The sequence below is a fragment of the Zavarzinia sp. genome (assembly GCF_041650655.1).
GTDB lineage: Bacteria > Pseudomonadota > Alphaproteobacteria > Zavarziniales > Zavarziniaceae > Zavarzinia.
Window position 1 is genome coordinate 61,373 of record NZ_JBAZKR010000002.1, and the last position, 17,584, is coordinate 78,956.

At 68.2% G+C, this 17,584-nt stretch carries 20 protein-coding genes; 13 read left to right on the forward strand and 7 right to left on the reverse strand.

Annotated features, from left to right (window positions below):
• Window positions 1–22 precede the first annotated feature (22 nt).
• A complete protein-coding gene (locus tag WC493_RS00805; RefSeq protein ID WP_373061507.1) occupies window positions 23–898 on the reverse strand; it encodes a thioesterase family protein in 876 nt (291 codons plus the stop codon).
• Window positions 899–1,023: 125 nt separating this feature from the next.
• Between WC493_RS00805 and WC493_RS00810 the strand changes: the two genes are divergently transcribed.
• From WC493_RS00810 to WC493_RS00820, 3 genes are all read left to right on the forward strand, one after another.
• Window positions 1,024–1,509, forward strand: coding sequence for a winged helix-turn-helix transcriptional regulator (locus tag WC493_RS00810; RefSeq protein WP_373061509.1), 486 nt, complete (start codon window positions 1,024–1,026; stop codon window positions 1,507–1,509).
• 13 nt (window positions 1,510–1,522) lie between these two features.
• Window positions 1,523–2,212: a helix-turn-helix transcriptional regulator gene (locus WC493_RS00815; protein ID WP_373061511.1), complete on the forward strand. Its 690-nt coding sequence runs from the start codon at window positions 1,523–1,525 to the stop codon at window positions 2,210–2,212.
• Window positions 2,213–2,278: 66 nt separating this feature from the next.
• Entirely contained in the window at window positions 2,279–2,644 is a 366-nt protein-coding gene (locus WC493_RS00820) for a VOC family protein (RefSeq protein ID WP_373061513.1), read from the forward strand.
• On the opposite strand, the gene rlmN is transcribed toward WC493_RS00820, so the two are convergent.
• The gene (rlmN, locus tag WC493_RS00825) at window positions 2,645–3,826 is read right to left on the reverse strand and encodes a 23S rRNA (adenine(2503)-C(2))-methyltransferase RlmN (RefSeq protein WP_373061515.1); all 1,182 of its coding nucleotides are present in this window, start codon (window positions 3,824–3,826) and stop codon (window positions 2,645–2,647) included.
• Window positions 3,827–3,829: 3 nt separating this feature from the next.
• The gene (locus WC493_RS00830) at window positions 3,830–4,312 is read right to left on the reverse strand and encodes an invasion associated locus B family protein (protein WP_373061517.1); all 483 of its coding nucleotides are present in this window, start codon (window positions 4,310–4,312) and stop codon (window positions 3,830–3,832) included.
• 158 nt (window positions 4,313–4,470) lie between these two features.
• Here WC493_RS00830 and WC493_RS00835 point away from each other — a divergent pair, with 158 nt between their 5' ends.
• From WC493_RS00835 to WC493_RS00850, 4 genes are all read left to right on the forward strand, one after another.
• On the forward strand, window positions 4,471–5,037 hold the full coding sequence (locus WC493_RS00835) for a sigma-70 family RNA polymerase sigma factor (protein ID WP_373061519.1): 567 nt from the start codon (window positions 4,471–4,473) through the stop codon (window positions 5,035–5,037).
• Window positions 5,034–5,705 carry a ChrR family anti-sigma-E factor gene (locus WC493_RS00840; RefSeq protein ID WP_373061521.1) on the forward strand — a complete coding sequence of 224 codons (672 nt, stop codon included), beginning with the start codon at window positions 5,034–5,036 and terminating at the stop codon, window positions 5,703–5,705. Before WC493_RS00835 ends, WC493_RS00840 begins: the two co-directional genes overlap by 4 nt.
• A gap of 130 nt (window positions 5,706–5,835) precedes the next feature.
• A complete protein-coding gene (locus tag WC493_RS00845) occupies window positions 5,836–6,420 on the forward strand; it encodes a ferritin-like domain-containing protein (RefSeq protein ID WP_373061523.1) in 585 nt (194 codons plus the stop codon).
• 40 nt (window positions 6,421–6,460) lie between these two features.
• The gene (locus WC493_RS00850; RefSeq protein WP_373061525.1) at window positions 6,461–6,814 is read left to right on the forward strand and encodes a cytochrome c family protein; all 354 of its coding nucleotides are present in this window, start codon (window positions 6,461–6,463) and stop codon (window positions 6,812–6,814) included.
• Between the two features lie 3 nt (window positions 6,815–6,817).
• Here the strand turns inward: WC493_RS00850 and WC493_RS00855 are convergent, their stop codons facing one another.
• Window positions 6,818–7,192: a cell division protein ZapA gene (locus tag WC493_RS00855; protein WP_373061527.1), complete on the reverse strand. Its 375-nt coding sequence runs from the start codon at window positions 7,190–7,192 to the stop codon at window positions 6,818–6,820.
• An 8-nt stretch (window positions 7,193–7,200) separates the two neighbouring features.
• On the reverse strand, window positions 7,201–7,710 hold the full coding sequence (locus WC493_RS00860; protein ID WP_373061529.1) for a hypothetical protein: 510 nt from the start codon (window positions 7,708–7,710) through the stop codon (window positions 7,201–7,203).
• 235 nt (window positions 7,711–7,945) lie between these two features.
• Here WC493_RS00860 and tkt point away from each other — a divergent pair, with 235 nt between their 5' ends.
• From tkt to WC493_RS00890, 6 genes are all read left to right on the forward strand, one after another.
• On the forward strand, window positions 7,946–9,967 hold the full coding sequence (tkt, locus tag WC493_RS00865) for a transketolase (RefSeq protein WP_373061531.1): 2,022 nt from the start codon (window positions 7,946–7,948) through the stop codon (window positions 9,965–9,967).
• A gap of 12 nt (window positions 9,968–9,979) precedes the next feature.
• Window positions 9,980–10,987, forward strand: coding sequence for a type I glyceraldehyde-3-phosphate dehydrogenase (gene gap / locus WC493_RS00870; protein WP_373061533.1), 1,008 nt, complete (start codon window positions 9,980–9,982; stop codon window positions 10,985–10,987).
• Window positions 10,988–10,997: 10 nt separating this feature from the next.
• Entirely contained in the window at window positions 10,998–12,236 is a 1,239-nt protein-coding gene (gene pgk / locus WC493_RS00875) for a phosphoglycerate kinase (RefSeq protein ID WP_373061535.1), read from the forward strand.
• A 129-nt stretch (window positions 12,237–12,365) separates the two neighbouring features.
• On the forward strand, window positions 12,366–13,298 hold the full coding sequence (locus tag WC493_RS00880; protein ID WP_373061537.1) for a class I fructose-bisphosphate aldolase: 933 nt from the start codon (window positions 12,366–12,368) through the stop codon (window positions 13,296–13,298).
• Between the two features lie 4 nt (window positions 13,299–13,302).
• A complete protein-coding gene (thiE, locus tag WC493_RS00885) occupies window positions 13,303–13,965 on the forward strand; it encodes a thiamine phosphate synthase (protein ID WP_373061539.1) in 663 nt (220 codons plus the stop codon).
• A 106-nt stretch (window positions 13,966–14,071) separates the two neighbouring features.
• Window positions 14,072–14,338: a hypothetical protein gene (locus tag WC493_RS00890; protein WP_373061541.1), complete on the forward strand. Its 267-nt coding sequence runs from the start codon at window positions 14,072–14,074 to the stop codon at window positions 14,336–14,338.
• A 289-nt stretch (window positions 14,339–14,627) separates the two neighbouring features.
• On the opposite strand, the gene WC493_RS00895 is transcribed toward WC493_RS00890, so the two are convergent.
• On the reverse strand, window positions 14,628–14,843 hold the full coding sequence (locus WC493_RS00895) for a hypothetical protein (protein ID WP_373061543.1): 216 nt from the start codon (window positions 14,841–14,843) through the stop codon (window positions 14,628–14,630).
• Between the two features lie 80 nt (window positions 14,844–14,923).
• A complete protein-coding gene (gene alaS / locus WC493_RS00900) occupies window positions 14,924–17,563 on the reverse strand; it encodes an alanine--tRNA ligase (protein WP_373061545.1) in 2,640 nt (879 codons plus the stop codon).
• Between the last annotated feature and the right edge of the window lie 21 nt (window positions 17,564–17,584).

Below are 17,584 nucleotides of genomic sequence, written 5' to 3' on the forward strand. Positions count from 1 at the left end.
TATAGGCAAAAGCCGGGCGGGCTCAAGCCGCGGGGAAAGGCAGCAGGATCACGGGCATGGAAGCGGTGCCGATTTCGCCCCGCGTGTCGGAGAGCAGGGCCTCGGCCATGCCGAAGCCCGATGCGCCCCAGCGCGCCTTGGGCTTCATGCCGATCCAGGCGCCGACCGGCCGGCGCCACAGGTTGACGGTGAGCGAGGGATTGGGGAAGGCCATGGCCTTGGGTGCCGCCCAGCCGTCGGGCCGGCCCACCCCCGCCGCCCAATCGGCCGCGGCGAAGACGCGGGGCAGCACGAAATCCTCGTCCGGGGCGAGCGGCACGCGGGCGCGCACCCACATGGTGCCGTCCGGCGCCGGGTGCCAGTCCAGCGCATCCTTGAACCAGGTCCGGCCCGGCCGGTGCGGCGCCTCGACCGCCTCGAAACGCTCGGGATCGACGATCGCCTCGTCCGGCGGCAGGGCGAGGCCGGGGATCGCCTGATCCCGCGCGAAGGTGAAACGCGCCTCGACCCGCAAGGCACCGTCGACCTCGGCGAAGGCGTCCACGAGGTTGAGGCGGCGGCCGGGCTGCGCCACTTCGGCATAGACGGTCAGGCGATGCTCGGCCTTCAGCGGGCGCAGGAACTGGATATGGGCGCCGATCGGCGTGCCCAGCTTCTGCTCGCGCCCCAGGCTCTCCGCTTCGATCGCGAGCAGGCCGCCGATGGCGCCGCCATGCAGGGCGTCGAAGGGGCCATGGGCCAGGTCCTCCGGCACCAGGCCTTGGCCGTCGTCCAGAAACAGGCCGCGGCGCAGCGACGCGGGCACCGCCGCTTCTTCCGTTGCCGGCTCGGCGGCGGGCGTCGGGAACAGGCGGTCGACGTTCAGGCCGGTGAAGGCGTTGCGGCTGGTACTGGTCATATCGACCCCCCTGGAACAGACAGGACTCCATTGGGCCAGATTGAGTTTCGTCATGCAACCTCGGCACGGCGCCGGGCAGGCCTGCGTCAGTTGCAAATCGAAACCACGGCGACTAGAGTGCGACCATGACCCGCAATTCCCTCGCCCCGCTCAATTGCTCCGTCGCCCGGGCGCTCGACGTGATCGGCGAATGGTGGAGCCTGCTGATCGTGCGCGAAGCCTTCTTCGGCAGCCGCCATTTCCAGGATTTCGCCGGGAACCTGGGCATCGCCCGCAACATCCTCTCGGCCCGGCTGAAGCGCCTGGTCGCCGAGGGCGTGCTCGACCGCCAGGAGGGCATGGACGGCGTCACCTACCGCCTGACGCCCAAGGGCGAGGCCCTGCTGCCCGTGCTGGTCGCCCTGACCCAATGGGGCGACGCCTTCGCCAATCCGGAAGCGCCCCCGGTGATCCTGACCGACCGCGAAACCGGCACCCCCCTGCCCCGCCTCGAAGTCCGCGCCGCCGACGGCCGCGTGCTCGCCAACCGCGACATCCGCGCCGTCCCCGGCCCGGGCGCGGACGAGGCCTTGCGCGAGCGATTGCGTCCGCGGCGCGCCACGACCGCCTGACGGCGCCACGGCCGTGTCGCGCGCCCAACGCCTGCTCGACTTGATCCAGGAATTGCGCCGCCATCGCCGCCCCGTCCAGGGCAGCGTGCTGGCAGAAGCCATCGGGGTTTCGCTGCGCACGCTCTACCGCGACATCGCCACCCTGAAAGCCCAGGGGGCTCCGATCGACGGCGAGGCGGGACTGGGTTACGTGCTTCGGCCCGGCTTCCTGCTGCCGCCCCTGATGTTCTCGGACGAGGAGATCGAGGCCCTGGTACTCGGCTCGCGCTGGGTCGCCAAGCGGACCGACGGCCCCCTGGCCGCGGCGGCGCGGAGCGCCCTGGCCAAGATCGGTGCGGTATTGCCCGACGACCTGCGTGACGATCTCGAGAGCGCCAACCTGCTGATCGGGCCGAGCCCGCCCCTGATCGCCGGCGGGCCTGAGCTCGCCTTGCTGCGCCGGGCGATCCGCCTCGAACGGAAGCTCGACATCGCCTATGTCGATGCCGGCGGCGGTCACTCGACCCGGCGGGTCTGGCCCTTCGCCCTGGGCTTCTTCGAACAGGTGCGCATGCTGGCCGCCTGGTGCGAGGAACGCCGGGACTTCCGCCATTTCCGCCTCGACCGGATCGAAACAGCCGAGCTCGTCGACCAGCGCTATCCCCGGCGGAAGGCGGTCCTGCTGAAGGAATGGCGCGACCGGCATGGCTTTCCCGAACAGTGACACTGCTGCCGGAAACTGACAGTAGGGGGCGCTAGGGTCCGTCCGTCACCAACACGGAGACCCGACATGAGCGAGTTCAGCTTCGTCCTTCTCTACGTCGCCGATGCCCAGGCATCCGGTGCCTTCTATTCGAAACTCCTGGGCCGGCCCCTGGTCGAGGATCATCCGGGCTTCGCCATGCTGCCGCTCCGCGAGGGTGTCATGCTGGGGCTGTGGGCGCGGGATACGGTGGAACCGCTCGCTGCCGGCACGCCGGGTTCGGGCGAGATCGCCTTCAGCGTGGCCGATGCCGATGCAGTGGCCGCCACCCATGCCGACTGGAAGGCCAGGGGCCTCGCCATCGCCCAGACGCCGACGGCGATGAATTTCGGGACCACTTTCGTTGCGCTGGACCCGGACGGCCATCGTCTCCGCGTCTTCGCGCGGACCTGATCACGCCGCCGGCAGGCTGGCGTCCTTGGCGGCGAAGGCGGCGTCGACCTGTTGGCGGAGGAGGTCGGCCTTGCGCTGGCGGATCGAGTCCGACTTGAGCTGGCCGCAGGCGGCCATGATGTCCTCGCCGCGGGGCGTGCGGACGGGGCTGGCGTAGCCGGCGTCGAAGACGATCTGGGAGAAGGTCTTGATCGCCTCCGGCGTCGAGCGCTCGAAGGGGGCGCCCGGCCAGGGGTTGAAGGGGATCAGGTTGACCTTGGCCGGAATGCCCTTGATCAGGCGGACCAGGGCGCGGGCATCGGCCGGGCTGTCGTTCACGCCTTTCAGCATGACGTATTCGAAGGTGATGCGCCGGGCATTGTTCAGGCCGGGATAGTCGCGGCAGGCCTGCATCAGCTCGGCGATCGGATATTTCTTGTTCAAGGGCACGATCTTGTCGCGGATCTCGTCCGTGACGGCGTGGAGCGAGACGGCGAGCTGCACGCCCAGCTCCTCGCCCGCGCGCTTCATCATGGGCACCACGCCCGCCGTGGAGAGCGTGATCCGCCGCTTGGAGAGCGAGATCCCCTCGTTGTCCATGACGATGCGAAGCCCGGCCGCGACATTGTCGAAATTATAGAGCGGCTCGCCCATGCCCATCATGACGATGTTGGAGAGCAGGCGGCCATCGGGCGACGACGGCCATTCGCCCAGCGCATCACGCGCGATCATCACCTGGGCGACGATCTCGGCCGGGCCGAGGTTGCGCACCAGGGTCTGCGTCCCCGTGTGGCAGAAGCGGCAGGTCAGGGTGCAGCCGACCTGCGAAGAAACGCAGAGCGTGCCGCGGTCGTCGTCCGGGATGAAGACGGTCTCGACCTCCTGCCCGTCCGGCCATTTGATCAGCCACTTGCGGGTGCCGTCGACCGATTGCAGGGCGCGGGTGATCTCGGGCCGGGCGACCGTCGCCACCTTGACCAGTTCGGCGCGCAGGTCCTTGGACAGCGACGACATGTCCTCGATCGAGGTGGCGCCGCGGTTGTAGATCCAGTGCCAGAGTTGCTGGATGCGCATCCGCCGGGGCTTGCCGCCCTGGCCGATCTCGTCGAGCACGCGGCCGAGCCCCTCGCGGTCGAGCCCGATCAGGTTGAGCTTCGAACCGTCGGTCGGAAGGATGGGGGTATCGGTCGCGTTATCGCTCATGTCTCAGAACTTGCAGGCCTTGCCGATGGCGTCGAGCGCCGCCGAGATGCCCTTGAGGGAGAAAGTGTCGGTCGTCTTGGTGCCGCGCTGCGATTCGCCGGCGACCACCACGGTGGCGCCCTTCCGCATGGCGGCGACGATGTCGTTGTCGGTCTCGGTCTTGCGGGCGAAGGCATTTTCGCCGTCGGTGAAGAGATCGAACTTCTTCTTGCCGACCGAGAGGGTCGCAGTCGAGCCGGCCTTGAAGGGATAGCCGATCAGGACCTGGACCTGATTGCGGATATTGCCCTCCTGGAAGTGGGAGACCATCAGGAAGATGTCACCCCGCTTGGCGCTGGCGGGATCGGACTTGCTCGGCTTGGTCGAGACCAGGCAGACGTCCTTGCCGCCCTGCTTGGTCTTGAACGCCTGCCAGTCGCCGAAGCTGCCGATCAGCGGCGACTCCTCGGCCTGTGCGGGAAGGGCGAAGCCCGCACCCACAACCATTGACAGAAACATGCCGAACGCGGCGAATAGGAAGCGTTTCATGGCGCCTGTTCACGATACTGAGCGGAGGGCGCCAAGATAGCCGGGCACGCCCGGCATTTCTACCCCGGCCTGTTCGCAGTCGCGACAGGGCGGAATTTCGCCGGTGGAAGGACAGCGTGGACCCCGCAGCCACAAGTGACCGCGAAGCCTTGGCCGATCTGGTCGAGGCGGTGGCCCGGAACGGCGACAGGGCTGCATTTGCTGAGCTTTTCGCCTTTTTGGCGCCCCGCCTGAAGGCCTTCATGATGCGCCTGGGCGCCGATTCCGCGACCGCCGAGGAACTGGTCCAGGAAGTCATGCTGACGGTCTGGCGCAAGGCCGCCAGCTTCGACCGGCGGCAATCTTCGGTCACCACCTGGACCTTCACCATCGCGCGGAACCGCCGCATCGACCTGATTCGCCGCGACCGCCGCCCCGATCTCGATCCCGACGAGCCGAGCCTGCAGCCGGAAGCCCCGGCCCCCGCCGATCGCGTCGTCGACGAGAGCCGGCGCGACCGCGTGCTGCGCGCGGCGATCGCCGAACTGCCCGCCGAACAGGCCGAACTCCTGCATCTCGCATTTTATGACGGAAAGTCACATACCGAGATTGCCGAGGTACGCAATCTGCCCCTGGGTACGGTAAAGTCCAGACTACGATTGGCCTTCAACCGCTTGCGCCGTGCCATGGAGTCGTTCCAGTGACGCCTTCCCACCACCTGCCGTTCGAGCTGCTGCTCGACCATGCCGTCGGCGCCCTGGCGCCGGCCATGGCGCTGCTGGTGGAGGGGCATCTCGCCCTGTGTCCGGCCTGCCGCGCCGAGGTGGCCGCCTGCACCGACGTGGGCGGCGCCCTGCTCGGGACGATCGAGCCGGCTCCGGTCGCGGACGGCGCCTTCGCCCGGCTGATGGCGCGCATCGACGGCGAGGCCGCCCCCAGAACAGTCCCTGTGCCAGCCCCGATGGCGGCGGCCGTGCCGGCAGCCCTGCCCGCGATGGCGCAGGGCCTGCGCCGGGCCTTCGAGCGTACACTGGCCCGGCGCAACTGGCGGCGGGTGATGCCGGGAGTCCGCCTGCTCGACCTCGACCTGCCCAAGGCCGCCCGCAGCCTGGCCCAGATGATCTCCGTCGATGGCGGCAAGGCGGTGCCGCGCCATTCCCATGGCGGGGCCGAATATACGCTGGTGCTGGCCGGCGGCTACAGCGATGCCTCGGGCAGCTTCGGCCCCGGCGACGTACAGATCACCGATCCCTCGGTGATGCACAAGCCGGTGGCCGACCGGGGCGAGACCTGTGTGGTCTATGCCGTCAGCGCTGCGCCGATCCGCCTGGCCGGCCCTCTCGGCCTGGTTCAGCGCGCCCTCGGCCGCTGAGCCGCGATTGCCAGCCGGCGGGATCGGCGCCCCGCCGCCCCGTTTTCCGACCGATCCAAGGGTGTGATCACCCCCGTATCAGGCACGCGATGCGAAGGCATCGCCCACGAGACCTGACGGAGACTTCACCATGTCGATCGAAATCCAGCCCGAGAGCCGCCCGAACTTCAGCCGCCGCGGCCTGATCCGCACGGCGACCCTGAGCGCCGCCGCCGTCGCCCTGCTGGGCGGGGCCGAGCGCCGCGCCTTCGCCCTCGACGCCAGCGCCGGCGACGCCGATATCCTCAATGTCGCCCTCGGCCTCGAGCACGAGGCCATCGCCGCCTATCAGATCGGCGCCGAATCCAAGCTGCTGAAGCCCGACGTGCTGAAGGTCGCGGTCGCCTTCCAGTCCCACCACAAGGAACACCGCGACGCCCTCGCCGCCACCATCAAGAAGCTGGGCGGCACCCCGGTCGAGGCCAAGGCCCAGGCGGATTACGCCAAGGCGCTGAACGCCGGTGCGCTGAAGGACCAGGCCGGCGTGGTCGGCCTCGCGATCAAGCTGGAACTCGGTGCCGCCAACGCCTATCTGGGCGTGATCCCGTCCTTCCAGGACAAGGGCCTGGCGCAGATCGCCGGCCGCCTCGCCGCCGACGAGACCATGCATTGGACCGCCCTGACCGGTGCCGCGGGCGGCGCGCTGCCGGCCAAGGCGCTGAGCTTCGGCGCCTGACGGGAGACGGGGTGCCGGTTCCGGCCGGCGCCCCATCGCCATGAAAAGGCGGTTCCTCGCCCTCGTCGCCGCGCTCGTCCCCGCCGTCGCTGCCGCCGCCGACGCCGAACGCGGCAAGACGCTCTACGAGTCGCGCTGCGGCGCCTGCCATTCGCCGGATGCCGACCGGGTCGGCCCGCACCACCGCGGCGTGGTCGGCCGCGTCGCCGGCAGCGTGCCGGGCTTTGCCTATTCCCCGGCCCTGAAGGCGTCCGGCCTGACCTGGACGCCCGAACTGCTGGACCGCTGGCTGACCGATCCGGCCGCCCTGGTGCCGGGCAGCCGGATGGGCTTCAGGGTCGGCTCGGCGGCAGACCGGGCCGACATCGTCGCCTACCTCGAAACCCTGAAATGAGACTCAGGCCGGCTCGAAACGGGCGACGAGCTGCTCCACCCGGGCGGCCGCCTTTTCGAGCCCCTGGGCGGCGCGTGCCTCGAAGCTGGTGATCCGCGAACTCGCGTCGTGATGCAGGCGCGAGACTTCGTGGCGCAATTGCTCCACCTCGGCGTGGAGGGCTTCGATCTCGCTCAGCCGGTCGGAGAGATCGTCGGCGGTCAGCAGGGCGGCAAGCAGCAGCACCTGGGCCTCGGCCACCTGGGCCCCGGCCGGCAGGTTCAGCGACGCCACCTTCGACTGGAGATAGTCGGCGAGGTCGCCGACCTTCGCCTCGTCGCCGGGCTGGCAGCCGACGAGATAGTCGCGGCCGTTGATGGTCACCGTGATCTGGCGCATCGAAATCCTCACTCGGCGATCGCGCGGTCGAGACGGGCGACGGTCTGGTCGAGCCGCTTGGCCGCCGTGTCGGTCGCAGCTTCGAGACGGAACAATTCGGCCTGGCGCTGGGCGCCCTGCTGTTCCGCGGCGGTCAGCGCCGCCTTCAGGCGATCGATCTCTGCCCTTGCGGCTTCGAGCTCGTTCAGTGCCTCTTCGGCGAAGGCCTCGGCATCGGCCAGGCGGTGCTCCAGGTCGACGTCGACCGGGGCCGGGGATTCGGTGGCGGCCGGCGCCTCGCGCAGGGCCGCATTCTCGGCCGCCAGTTCGCCCAGCCGCTCATCGAGCCGGCGGTTGTCGGCCCGGGCTTCCTCGAGCGCCTGGGCCAGTTGCTCGACATCGCCGGTCAGCCGGTCGTATTCCGCGACCAGCGTGGCGTGGACTTCCGGATCCACGGCATCGGCCGCCGGTGCGGCCAGAGCCTCCAGTTGGTCAAGCGCGGCGAGCAGCCTGGCTTCGGCAGCGACCAATCGATCCATGGGCAGCCTCAAATCTATATGTGCGACCCCTGCCGCACGAATCATCCTATAGGATGTGCCTGCCACGCCTCAGGGTCAATCGGCGCCACCGGAATGCGTGCGCGGACGAGGTCCTGCGCGGCCATGGCAGTTGACAGACTTCCCTGCGTCTGTAATGCAACGCCCGCATTCGGCAACACCGGACGTCTTTGACGGATTTGTCCGTTTTTCCCCGGTTACAAGGGCGAGATTCCCCATGAACGAGACGATTTCCACCCCGTCGACGTCGGCGCCGAGCCGGCGGGATCTCGCCAACGCCATCCGGGCACTGGCCATGGATGCGGTCGAGGCGGCGAAATCCGGCCATCCCGGCATGCCCATGGGCATGGCCGACGCGGCGACCGCCCTCTTCACCGACCATCTGCGCTACGATCCGAAGAACCCGGCCTGGCCCGACCGCGACCGTTTCGTGCTCTCGGCCGGCCACGGCTCGATGCTGCTCTATGCCCTGCTCTATCTGACCGGCTATCCCGATATCGATCTCGACGAGATCAAGAAATTCCGCCAGCTCGGCGCCCGTACAGCCGGCCATCCGGAATACGGCCATGCCGCGGGAATCGAGACCACGACCGGCCCGCTCGGCCAGGGCATCGCCAACGCCGTCGGCTTCGCCATGGCGGAAGCCCATCTGCGCGCCCGCTTCGGCGATGCGCTGATGAACCATTTCACCTATGTCATCGCCGGCGACGGCTGCCTGATGGAAGGCATCTCGCAGGAAGCCATCTCGCTCGCCGGGCACTTGAAGCTGAACAAGCTGATCGTGCTGTGGGACGACAACAAGATCACCATCGACGGCGCCACCGACCTCTCCACCTCGGAGAATGTGCCGCTGCGCTTCCAGGCCGCCGGCTGGGCGGTCGATGCGGTGGACGGCCAGGATGCCGCCGCGGTCTCGGCCGCAATCGCGCGGGCCAAGCTCTCCACCGACAAGCCGACCCTGATCGCCTGCCGCACCACGATCGGCTTCGGCGCGCCGACCAAGGCCGGCAAGTCTTCCGCCCACGGCAGCCCGCTCGGCGCCGCCGAGATCGAGGGCGCCCGCAAGGCGCTGGGCTGGCCCTATGGCCCGTTCGAGATTCCGGACGCGATCCTGACCGCCTGGCGCGACGCCGCCAAGGCCCGCGCTTCCGAGGGCAAGGCCTGGGGCGACCGCTTCCTGGCGGCGCCCAAGGAAGTGCAGGAAGAATTCGAGAATGCCTTCTCGGGCTATATTCCGGCCGCCCTGCTGGCCGAGATCAACGCCTTCAAGGCCAAGATTTCCGAAACCAAGCCGTCGGTCGCCACCCGCAAGTCGTCGGAAATGGCGCTCGAGGTCGTGAACAAGCTGGTGCCGACCACGATCGGCGGCTCGGCCGACCTGACCGGCTCCAACAATACGCTGACCAAGGGCCTCGGCACTTTCGCCCCCGGCTCCTACGAAGGCCGCTACGTCTATTGGGGCATCCGCGAGCACGGCATGGCGGCGGCCATGAACGGCATGGCGTTGCACGGCGGCGTCATCCCCTATGGCGGCACCTTCCTCGCCTTCGCCGACTATTGCCGGCCCTCGATCCGCCTCGCCGCCCTGATGGGCATCCGTTCGATCTTCGTGATGACCCACGATTCGATCGGCCTCGGCGAAGACGGCCCGACCCACCAGCCGGTCGAACATCTGGCGGCGCTCCGCGCCATCCCCGGCCTCAACGTGTTCCGCCCCTGCGACACGGTCGAGACCGCGGAAGCCTGGGCCATCGCCGTCGGCTCGCAGCGTGCCCCCTCGCTGCTCGCCTTGTCGCGCCAGAACCTGCCGACGCTCCGCACCACCCATACCGACGTGAATCTGACCGCCAAGGGCGCCTACGAGCTGCTGCCCGCCGCAGGCGGTCTGGCCCAGGTCAGCCTCTTCGCCACCGGCTCCGAGGTCGAACTGGCGGTCAAGGCGCGCGACATCTTGGCACAGGAAGGGATCCGCGCCCGGGTCGTCTCGGTTCCCTGCATGGAGCTCTTCGCGGCGCAGGACCAAGCCTATCAGGAAGTCGTGGTAGGCAACGCCCCCTGCGTCGGCGTAGAAGCCGGCATCGCCATGGGTTGGGAACCGATCCTGGGGGTGCCGACTTATTTCGTCGGCATGGACGGGTTCGGCGCCTCGGCACCGGCGCCCGACCTCTACAAGCATTTCGGTATCACCGCGGAAGCGGTCGCCGACGCGGCCAAGGCCGCCATCGGCAAAATCGGCTGACAGGAGGATTGAATGGCAGTTCGGGTAGCGATCAACGGTTTCGGGCGTATCGGCCGCAATATTCTGCGGGCGATCGCCGAATCCGGCCGCACTGACGTCGAAGTCGTCGCGATCAACGACCTCGGCCCGGTCGAGACCAATGCGCATCTGTTGCGCTTCGACTCGGTGCATGGCCGCTTCCCGGGTGAAGTCGTGGTCGAGGGCGAGTTCATCGTCGTCAACGGCAAGAAGATCAAGGTGACCGCCGTCCGCAACCCGGCGGAACTGCCGCACAAGGACCTCGGCGTCGACATCGCCATGGAATGCACCGGCATCTTCACCTCGAAGGACAAGGCCGCCGCCCATCTGACCGCGGGCGCCAAGCGCGTCCTGGTCTCGGCGCCTGCCGACGGCGCCGACCTCACGGTCGTCTACGGCGTCAACCACGGCGCCCTGAAGGCGGAGCACCTGGTCGTTTCCAACGCCTCCTGCACCACCAACTGCCTCGCCCCCGTGGCCAAGGTCCTGAACGACGCCGTCGGCATCGACAAGGGCTTCATGACCACGATCCACAGCTACACCAACGACCAGCCGTCGCTCGATCAGATGCACAAGGATCTGTATCGCGCCCGCGCCGCCGCCCTTTCCATGATCCCGACCTCGACCGGTGCGGCCAAGGCCGTCGGCCTCGTGCTGCCGGAACTGAAGGGCAAGCTGGACGGCGTCTCGGTCCGCGTGCCGACCCCGAACGTCTCGGTCGTCGACCTGAAGTTCGTGGCCAAGCGCGCCACCACGGTCGAGGAAGTGAACGCGGCAGTGAAGGCCGCGGCGGACGGCCCGCTCAAGGGCGTGCTGGCCTATACGACCCAGCCGAACGTCTCGATCGACTTCAACCATGATCCGGCGTCGAGCACCTTCGCCCTCGACCAGACCAAGGTGATGGACGGTACCCTCGTCCGTATCCTGAGCTGGTACGACAACGAATGGGGCTTCTCCAACCGCATGAGCGATACTGCCGTCGCCATGGCCAAGTTGATCTGAGGAGACCCGGATGAGCGCCCAGACCGCCCAGCGTGACGTGACCGCCGCTTCGGCGGGCCGGCGCTTCCTCGGCATCGACGACCTCGGCGACCTCAAGGGTCGCCGGGTCCTGCTCCGGGTCGATCTCAACGCCCCGATGAAGGACGGCGTGGTGACCGACCTGACCCGCCTGCAGGCCAATGCCACCACCATCAAGGCACTGGCCGCGAAGGGCGCCAAGGTCATCGTGCTCTCGCACTTCGGCCGGCCCAAGGGCTGGGACGCCTCGCAGAGCCTGCGCCCGGTCGCCGATGCGCTGCCGGTGATCATCGGCCTGCCCGTCGCCTTCGCCGCCGATTGCGTCGGCCCGGTGGCCAAGGCCGCGGTCGACGCCATGGCCCCCGGCGCCGTCCTGGTGCTGGAGAACACCCGCTTCCACGCGGGCGAAGAGAAGAACGATCCGGAATTCACCAGGCAGCTCGCCGAACTCGGCGAATTCTACGTGAACGACGCCTTCTCCTGCGCCCACCGGGCCCATGCCTCGACGGCCGGCCTGGCCGCCCTGCTGCCCCATGCGGCCGGCCTCTGGATGAAGAAGGAACTGGACGCACTGGAATCGGCGCTCGGCGCGCCCGAACATCCGGTGGTCGCCGTGGTCGGCGGCGCAAAGGCCCCGTCCAAGCTCGAAGTGCTCGGCAACCTGGTCGGCAAGGTCGACTATCTGGTGATCGGCGGCGGCATGGCCAACACCTTCCTGTTCGCGCAGGGCAAGGCGATCGGCAAGAGCCTGGCCGAACGTGACATGGCCGATACCGCCCGCGCCATCCTGGCCAAGGCCAAGGCGGCGGGGACCGAAGTGGTGCTGCCGGTCGATGCCGTGGTCGCCCGCGAGTTCAAGGCCTATGCGCCCTGCGAGACCGTCTCGGTCGACGCGGTGCCGGACGACGCCATGATCCTGGACGTCGGCACCCAGTCGGTCGCCCAGGTCTCGGAGATCTTCGAGAAGGCCAAGACCGTGGTCTGGAACGGTCCTTTCGGCGCCTTCGAGCTGGAGCCCTTCGACATCGCGACGACCGCGACGGCGCGCAAGGTCTCCCGCCTCACCCGCGCCGGCCAGCTCCTCTCGGTTGCTGGCGGCGGCGACACGGTGGCGGCTCTCAACCATGCCGGCGCGGCGGAGGGTTTTTCCTTCGTCTCGACCGCCGGCGGCGCCTTCCTCGAATGGATGGAAGGCAAGGCCCTTCCGGGCGTCGAGGCTCTGGCGCAGTAATCCTGGCGGCCGGCGGGAACGAAAATCCCGCCGGCCGCTTCCCTTTCCGACGCGACGGCATGGAAATTCCCATTCCACCTTGCTAGAAGCGCTTCCATACATCCGAGACTTGCGATTTCGAGGACCCAAATGCCGAAGATCACCAAGAAGGTGAAAGAGATCCTCTCGTGGTACGAGAGCGACAACCCGGGCACCAAGACCAACCTCGCCCGCATTCTGGGCGCCGGCCGCCTGGGCGGCACCGGCAAGATGATCATCCTGCCCGTCGACCAGGGCTTCGAGCATGGTCCCGCGCGCAGCTTCGCCCCGAACCCCGCGGCCTATGACCCGCATTACCACTTCCAGATCGCGGTGGACGCCGGCCTTTCGGCCTATGCCTCGGTGCTCGGCATGCTGGAAGCCGGCGCCGACAGCTTCGCCGGCCAGATCCCGACCATCCTCAAGGTCAATTCCTCGAACTCGCTCTCGCGCGCCAAGGAAGCCCCGGACCAGGCCGTGACCGCGACCGTGAAGGACGCCATCCGCCTCGGCTGCTCCGCGATCGGCTTCACCATGTATCCGGGTTCGGACAAGATGTTCGACCAGATGGAAGAGCTGCGCGAACTGGCGGCCGAGGCCAAGGCGCATGGCCTCGCCGTCGTCGTGTGGTCCTATCCGCGCGGCGGCAACCTCACCAAGGAAGGCGAACTGGCGCTGGACGTCGGCGCCTATGCCGCCCATATGGCGGCCCTGGTCGGCGCCCATATCATCAAGGTGAAGCTGCCGAGCGACTTCATCGAGCAGGGCGAGGCCAAGAAGGTCTACGACAAGCACCCGGTGCCGGTCGCGACCCTGGCCGACCGCGTGCGCCATGTCACCAGCGCCTGCTTCAACGGCCGCCGCCTGGTGGTCTTCTCGGGCGGCGCCGCCAAATCCGAGGATTCGGTCTATGACGACGCCCGCGCCATCCGCGACGGCGGCGGCAACGGCTCGATCATCGGCCGCAACACCTTCCAGCGCTCGCGCGAGGATGCGCTGGCCATGCTCGACAAGCTGGTCCGCATCTACAAGGGCCAGGAGTAAGGCTTTGGCGGCAGGACGCGAACCGCAGGACGACCCGCGTCGGCCCTGCCGCCTCTATCTGATCACGCCGCCCGCCTTCGAGATCGGCCCCTTCGCCGAATCCTTGAAGGCGGCGCTCGGTGCCGGTGACGTCGCCTGCGTCCAGCTCCGCCTCAAAGGCGTGACGGACGACCATATCCTGCGCACCGCCGACGTGGTGATGCCGATCGTGCAACAGGCGGGCGCCGCCTTCATCCTGAACGACCGCCCGGACCTGGCCCAGGCGTTGGGCGCCGACGGCGTCCATGTCGGCCAGGAAGACACGCCCTACGCCAAGGCCCGCCAGATCGTCGGCCCCGACGCCATCGTCGGCGTGACCTGCCACGCCAGCCGCCACCTCGCCATGGAAGCGGGCGAAGCCGGGGCCGATTACGTCGCCTTCGGCGCCTTCTTCCCGACCTCGACCAAGGACGCCAAGACCCGGGCACCGATCGAGCTGGTCGCCTGGTGGGCCGAGATGATGACCGTGCCCCAGGTCGCGATCGGCGGCATCACGGTCGAGAATTGCCGCCCCCTGGTCCAAGCCGGGGCCGATTTCCTGGCCGTCTCCGCCGGAATCTGGCAGCACCCGGAAGGCCCGGCCGCGGCCGTGAAGGCCTTCGGCGCGATCTTCGCTTCCCCGGCGTGACCTGCCGATCCTTTGAGATCGGCAAACCGCGCAAACACGCTTCCCAGCGAGCCTTTAGGCCCGCCGGGGCCAGAGTCCGGCCGTCAACAACGACCGGAGACAGATCATGCCGGGCTCCCTGCCGCTTCAGGTGGTCGAACCGCGGGCCTTTTTCGACCTCGATGTGGCCCGCCGCCAGGGCGAGGTCCTGGGCCATTTCCATGGCCGCACCATCTATGAGGAAGTGCGCGACGCGCGCGGTGCCCGCTACCTCTTCCTAGGCCTCGCGCCGAGCCGTCCGGACGGCAGCGTCGACCTCGCAGCGATCGGCCGCGACCAATGGCTGGTCGACGGCACCCTGCTCTACGTCCGCCAGGGTCGGCGGGAGAACTGAATGCCCTCATGATCGGGCATGGTCCTGCGGCTGCCCGGCGGCTTGCTTCACGACGCCTGGGCACCACTCTCGATCGTCATGTCCGGGCTCGTCCCGGGCATCCACGCCGGGGCGTGCCGCGGTCGTCGACGGGGGAGGCTGCCTGACGACGTAGATGGCCGGGACTTCGCCCGGCCATGACGTATTCGGGTGGTGAGGATGGAAGGCGCCGCCCCCCGGAAAGCGAGACGCCCCGCCGGTGACGGCGGGGCGCTTCAATCGGGTCGGCGACTGGATCAGTCGTCCCTGATCAGTCGTCGTTGTCGGCCTCTTCCTCGAAGCCCTCGTCCTCATATTCGAGTTCGGCGATCAGCAGGACGGCAGCGTCGCCCTGGTCATCCTCGATGACGTCGATGGCGCCGATGTCATAGACGTCGACTTCGTCTTCGTCGAACGGCATGGCGAGCCGAAGTTCGGTATCGCCGTCGATCTTCGACAGTTCGGCGATCAGCTCGGAGACCTTCATAACCCTGTTCCTTGTCGCTGGGGCGTCGGTTCACATTTCCGGGACCATAGCCGAGCCATGTTGCAAGTCGAGGAAAATCCTCAGGCCGCGATCGCCCCTTTGATGGCGTCGAGGGCCGCGTCCGCCTTGTCGCCGTCGGGGCCGCCGGCCTGGGCCAGATCGGGCCTTCCGCCGCCGCCCTTGCCGCCCACCGCTTCGACGCCGACGCGGATCAGATCGACCGCGCTGTGCTTGGCCGTCAGGTCTTCGGTCACGCCGACCACCAGAGCCGCCTTGCCGTCGTTGACCGCGACGAAGGCGACGATGCCGGAGCCGAGCTGCTTCTTGGTCTCGTCCACGAGGCCGCGCAGGTCCTTCGGATTGACCCCGTCGAGGCGCTTCGCCACCACGGGCACGCCGCCGATCGAGGTCGGCGCCAGGCCGCCGCCAGAGCCGCCGCCGGTAGCGAGCTGCTTCTTCGCGTCGGCCAATTCGCGCTCGAGCCGCTTGCGTTCCTCGAGGAGCGACGCCACCCGTTCCGGCAGGTCGACGGGCGAAGCCTTCAGCGCCGCCGCCGCGCGCTTCAGCAGCGCTTCTTCGTCGCGCATGTATTTCAGTGCGGCCGCCCCGGTCAGCGCCTCGATCCGGCGGATGCCGGCCGACACGGCACTTTCCGAGACGATCTTGAAGACCGCGATGTCGCCCGTGCGGAAGACATGGGTGCCGCCGCAGAGTTCGGTCGAGAAGGCGTGGTCGATGTCGGTGCCGCCCATCGTGACGACACGCACCTCGTCACCATATTTCTCGCCGAAGAGGGCGAGCGCGCCGGCCTTGACCGCCTCGTCCGGCGTCATCAGGCGCGTGACCACCGAACCATTGCCGCGGATCGCCTCGTTCACTTCCTTCTCGACCGCATCGATCTCCTCGTCCGACAGGGCCTTGGGATGGCTGATGTCGAAACGCAGCCGCTCTTCGGCGACCATCGAGCCCTTCTGCGTCACATGGAGGCCGAGCACGTCACGCAAAGCGCGGTGCAGCAGGTGGGTGGCGGAATGGTTGGCGCGGAGCCGCGAACGCCGGCCATGGTCGATCGCCAGATTGACCACGTCGCCGAGCTTGGCCGTGCCGCCCTCGACCACGCCCTGGTGGATGTGGAGGCCGAGCTTCTTCGCCGTGTCGGAGACCGCGACGCTCCAGCCCGGGCCGCGGATCGTGCCGGTGTCGCCCATCTGGCCGCCGGATTCGCCGTAGAACGGGGTCTGGTTCACCACGATCGAGACCGCGGTGCCAGGCGCAGCGCTCTCGACCCGCTTGCCGTCGACGATCAGGCCGACGATCCGGGCTTCCGCCGTATCCGTGTCGTAGCCGAGGAATTCGGTGGCGCCCGCCTCTTCCTTCAGTTCGTACCAGACGAGATCGGTCGCCGCCTCGCCCGAGCCGGCCCAGGCCTTGCGCGCCTCGGCCTTCTGATGCGCCATGGCGGCATCGAAGCCGGCGGTGTCGACCGCGATATTCTTGGCCCGGAGCGCATCCTGGGTCAGGTCGAGCGGGAAGCCGTAGGTATCATAGAGCTTGAAGGCGACGTCGCCCGCCAGCGCCTGGCCGGGCTCGAGCTGCGCCACCTCGTCGTCGAGCAGCTTGAGACCGCGTTCGAGGGTCTGCTTGAAGCGGGTCTCTTCGAGTTTCAGGGTCTCGGTGATCAGGGCTTCGGCGCGGATCAGCTCGGGGTAGGTGCCACCCATCTGGTTGATCAGGGCGGGCACCAGGCGATACATCAGCGGTTCCTTGGCGCCGATCAGCTGGGCATGGCGCATGGCACGCCGCATGATCCGGCGCAGCACGTTGCCGCGGCCCTCGTTCGAGGGCATGACGCCGTCGGCGATCAGGAAGGACGAGGACCGCAGGTGGTCCGCGATGACCCGGTGGCTGGCCTGGAAGGGGCCGTGCGGATCGGTCCTGGTGGCATCGGCCGAGGCCGTGATCAGCGCCTTGAAGAGATCGGTCTCGTAATTGTTGTGCACGCCCTGGAGCACGGCGGCGACCCGTTCGAGCCCCATGCCGGTGTCGATCGAGGGCTTGGGCAGCAGCACGCGCGAGCCGTCGGCCGACTGCTCGTACTGCATGAAGACGAGGTTCCAGATCTCGATATAGCGGTCGCCGTCGGCGTCCGGGCTGCCGGGCGGGCCGCCGGCGACCGAGGGGCCGTGATCGTAGAAGATCTCGGAACAGGGACCGCAGGGGCCGGTATCGCCCATGGCCCAGAAATTGTCCGAGGTGGCGATGCGCACGATCCGCTCGTCCGGCAGGCCGGCGATCTTCTTCCAGAAGGTGAAGGCCTCGTCGTCCTCGTGGTAGACCGTGACCCAGAGCTTGTCCTTATCGAGACCGAAGCCCTGCGTCACCAGGCCCCAGGCGAGCTCGATCGCGGTTTCCTTGAAATAGTCGCCGAAGGAGAAATTCCCCAGCATCTCGAAGAAGGTGTGATGGCGCGCGGTATAGCCGACATTGTCGAGGTCGTTGTGCTTGCCGCCGGCGCGCACGCATTTCTGCGAGGTCGCGGCGCGCACATAGTCGCGCTTCTCCTTGCCGGTGAAGATGTCCTTGAACTGGACCATGCCGGCATTGGTGAACATCAGCGTGGGATCGTTCGCCGGCACCAGGGGGCTCGAAGCGACATGGCGATGACCGGCCTTCACGAAATAGTCGATGAAGGTGGAACGGATCTCGTTGATGCTCTTCATGATCCCCTGAACCGAAAGAAA

Coding starts and splice junctions, on each gene's coding strand:
- WC493_RS00850 (WP_373061525.1), top strand. CDS start 6,461: ATGAAAAGGCGGTTCCTCGCCCTCGTCGCCGCGCTCGTCCCCGCCGTC.
- WC493_RS00830 (WP_373061517.1), bottom strand. CDS start 4,312: ATGGTTGTGGGTGCGGGCTTCGCCCTTCCCGCACAGGCCGAGGAGTCG.
- alaS (WP_373061545.1), bottom strand. CDS start 17,563: ATGAAGAGCATCAACGAGATCCGTTCCACCTTCATCGACTATTTCGTG.
- WC493_RS00860 (WP_373061529.1), bottom strand. CDS start 7,710: ATGGATCGATTGGTCGCTGCCGAAGCCAGGCTGCTCGCCGCGCTTGAC.
- WC493_RS00820 (WP_373061513.1), top strand. CDS start 2,279: ATGAGCGAGTTCAGCTTCGTCCTTCTCTACGTCGCCGATGCCCAGGCA.
- tkt (WP_373061531.1), top strand. CDS start 7,946: ATGAACGAGACGATTTCCACCCCGTCGACGTCGGCGCCGAGCCGGCGG.
- gap (WP_373061533.1), top strand. CDS start 9,980: ATGGCAGTTCGGGTAGCGATCAACGGTTTCGGGCGTATCGGCCGCAAT.
- WC493_RS00805 (WP_373061507.1), bottom strand. CDS start 898: ATGACCAGTACCAGCCGCAACGCCTTCACCGGCCTGAACGTCGACCGC.
- WC493_RS00890 (WP_373061541.1), top strand. CDS start 14,072: ATGCCGGGCTCCCTGCCGCTTCAGGTGGTCGAACCGCGGGCCTTTTTC.
- WC493_RS00845 (WP_373061523.1), top strand. CDS start 5,836: ATGTCGATCGAAATCCAGCCCGAGAGCCGCCCGAACTTCAGCCGCCGC.
- rlmN (WP_373061515.1), bottom strand. CDS start 3,826: ATGAGCGATAACGCGACCGATACCCCCATCCTTCCGACCGACGGTTCG.
- WC493_RS00810 (WP_373061509.1), top strand. CDS start 1,024: ATGACCCGCAATTCCCTCGCCCCGCTCAATTGCTCCGTCGCCCGGGCG.
- WC493_RS00855 (WP_373061527.1), bottom strand. CDS start 7,192: ATGCGCCAGATCACGGTGACCATCAACGGCCGCGACTATCTCGTCGGC.
- WC493_RS00895 (WP_373061543.1), bottom strand. CDS start 14,843: ATGAAGGTCTCCGAGCTGATCGCCGAACTGTCGAAGATCGACGGCGAT.
- WC493_RS00880 (WP_373061537.1), top strand. CDS start 12,366: ATGCCGAAGATCACCAAGAAGGTGAAAGAGATCCTCTCGTGGTACGAG.
- pgk (WP_373061535.1), top strand. CDS start 10,998: ATGAGCGCCCAGACCGCCCAGCGTGACGTGACCGCCGCTTCGGCGGGC.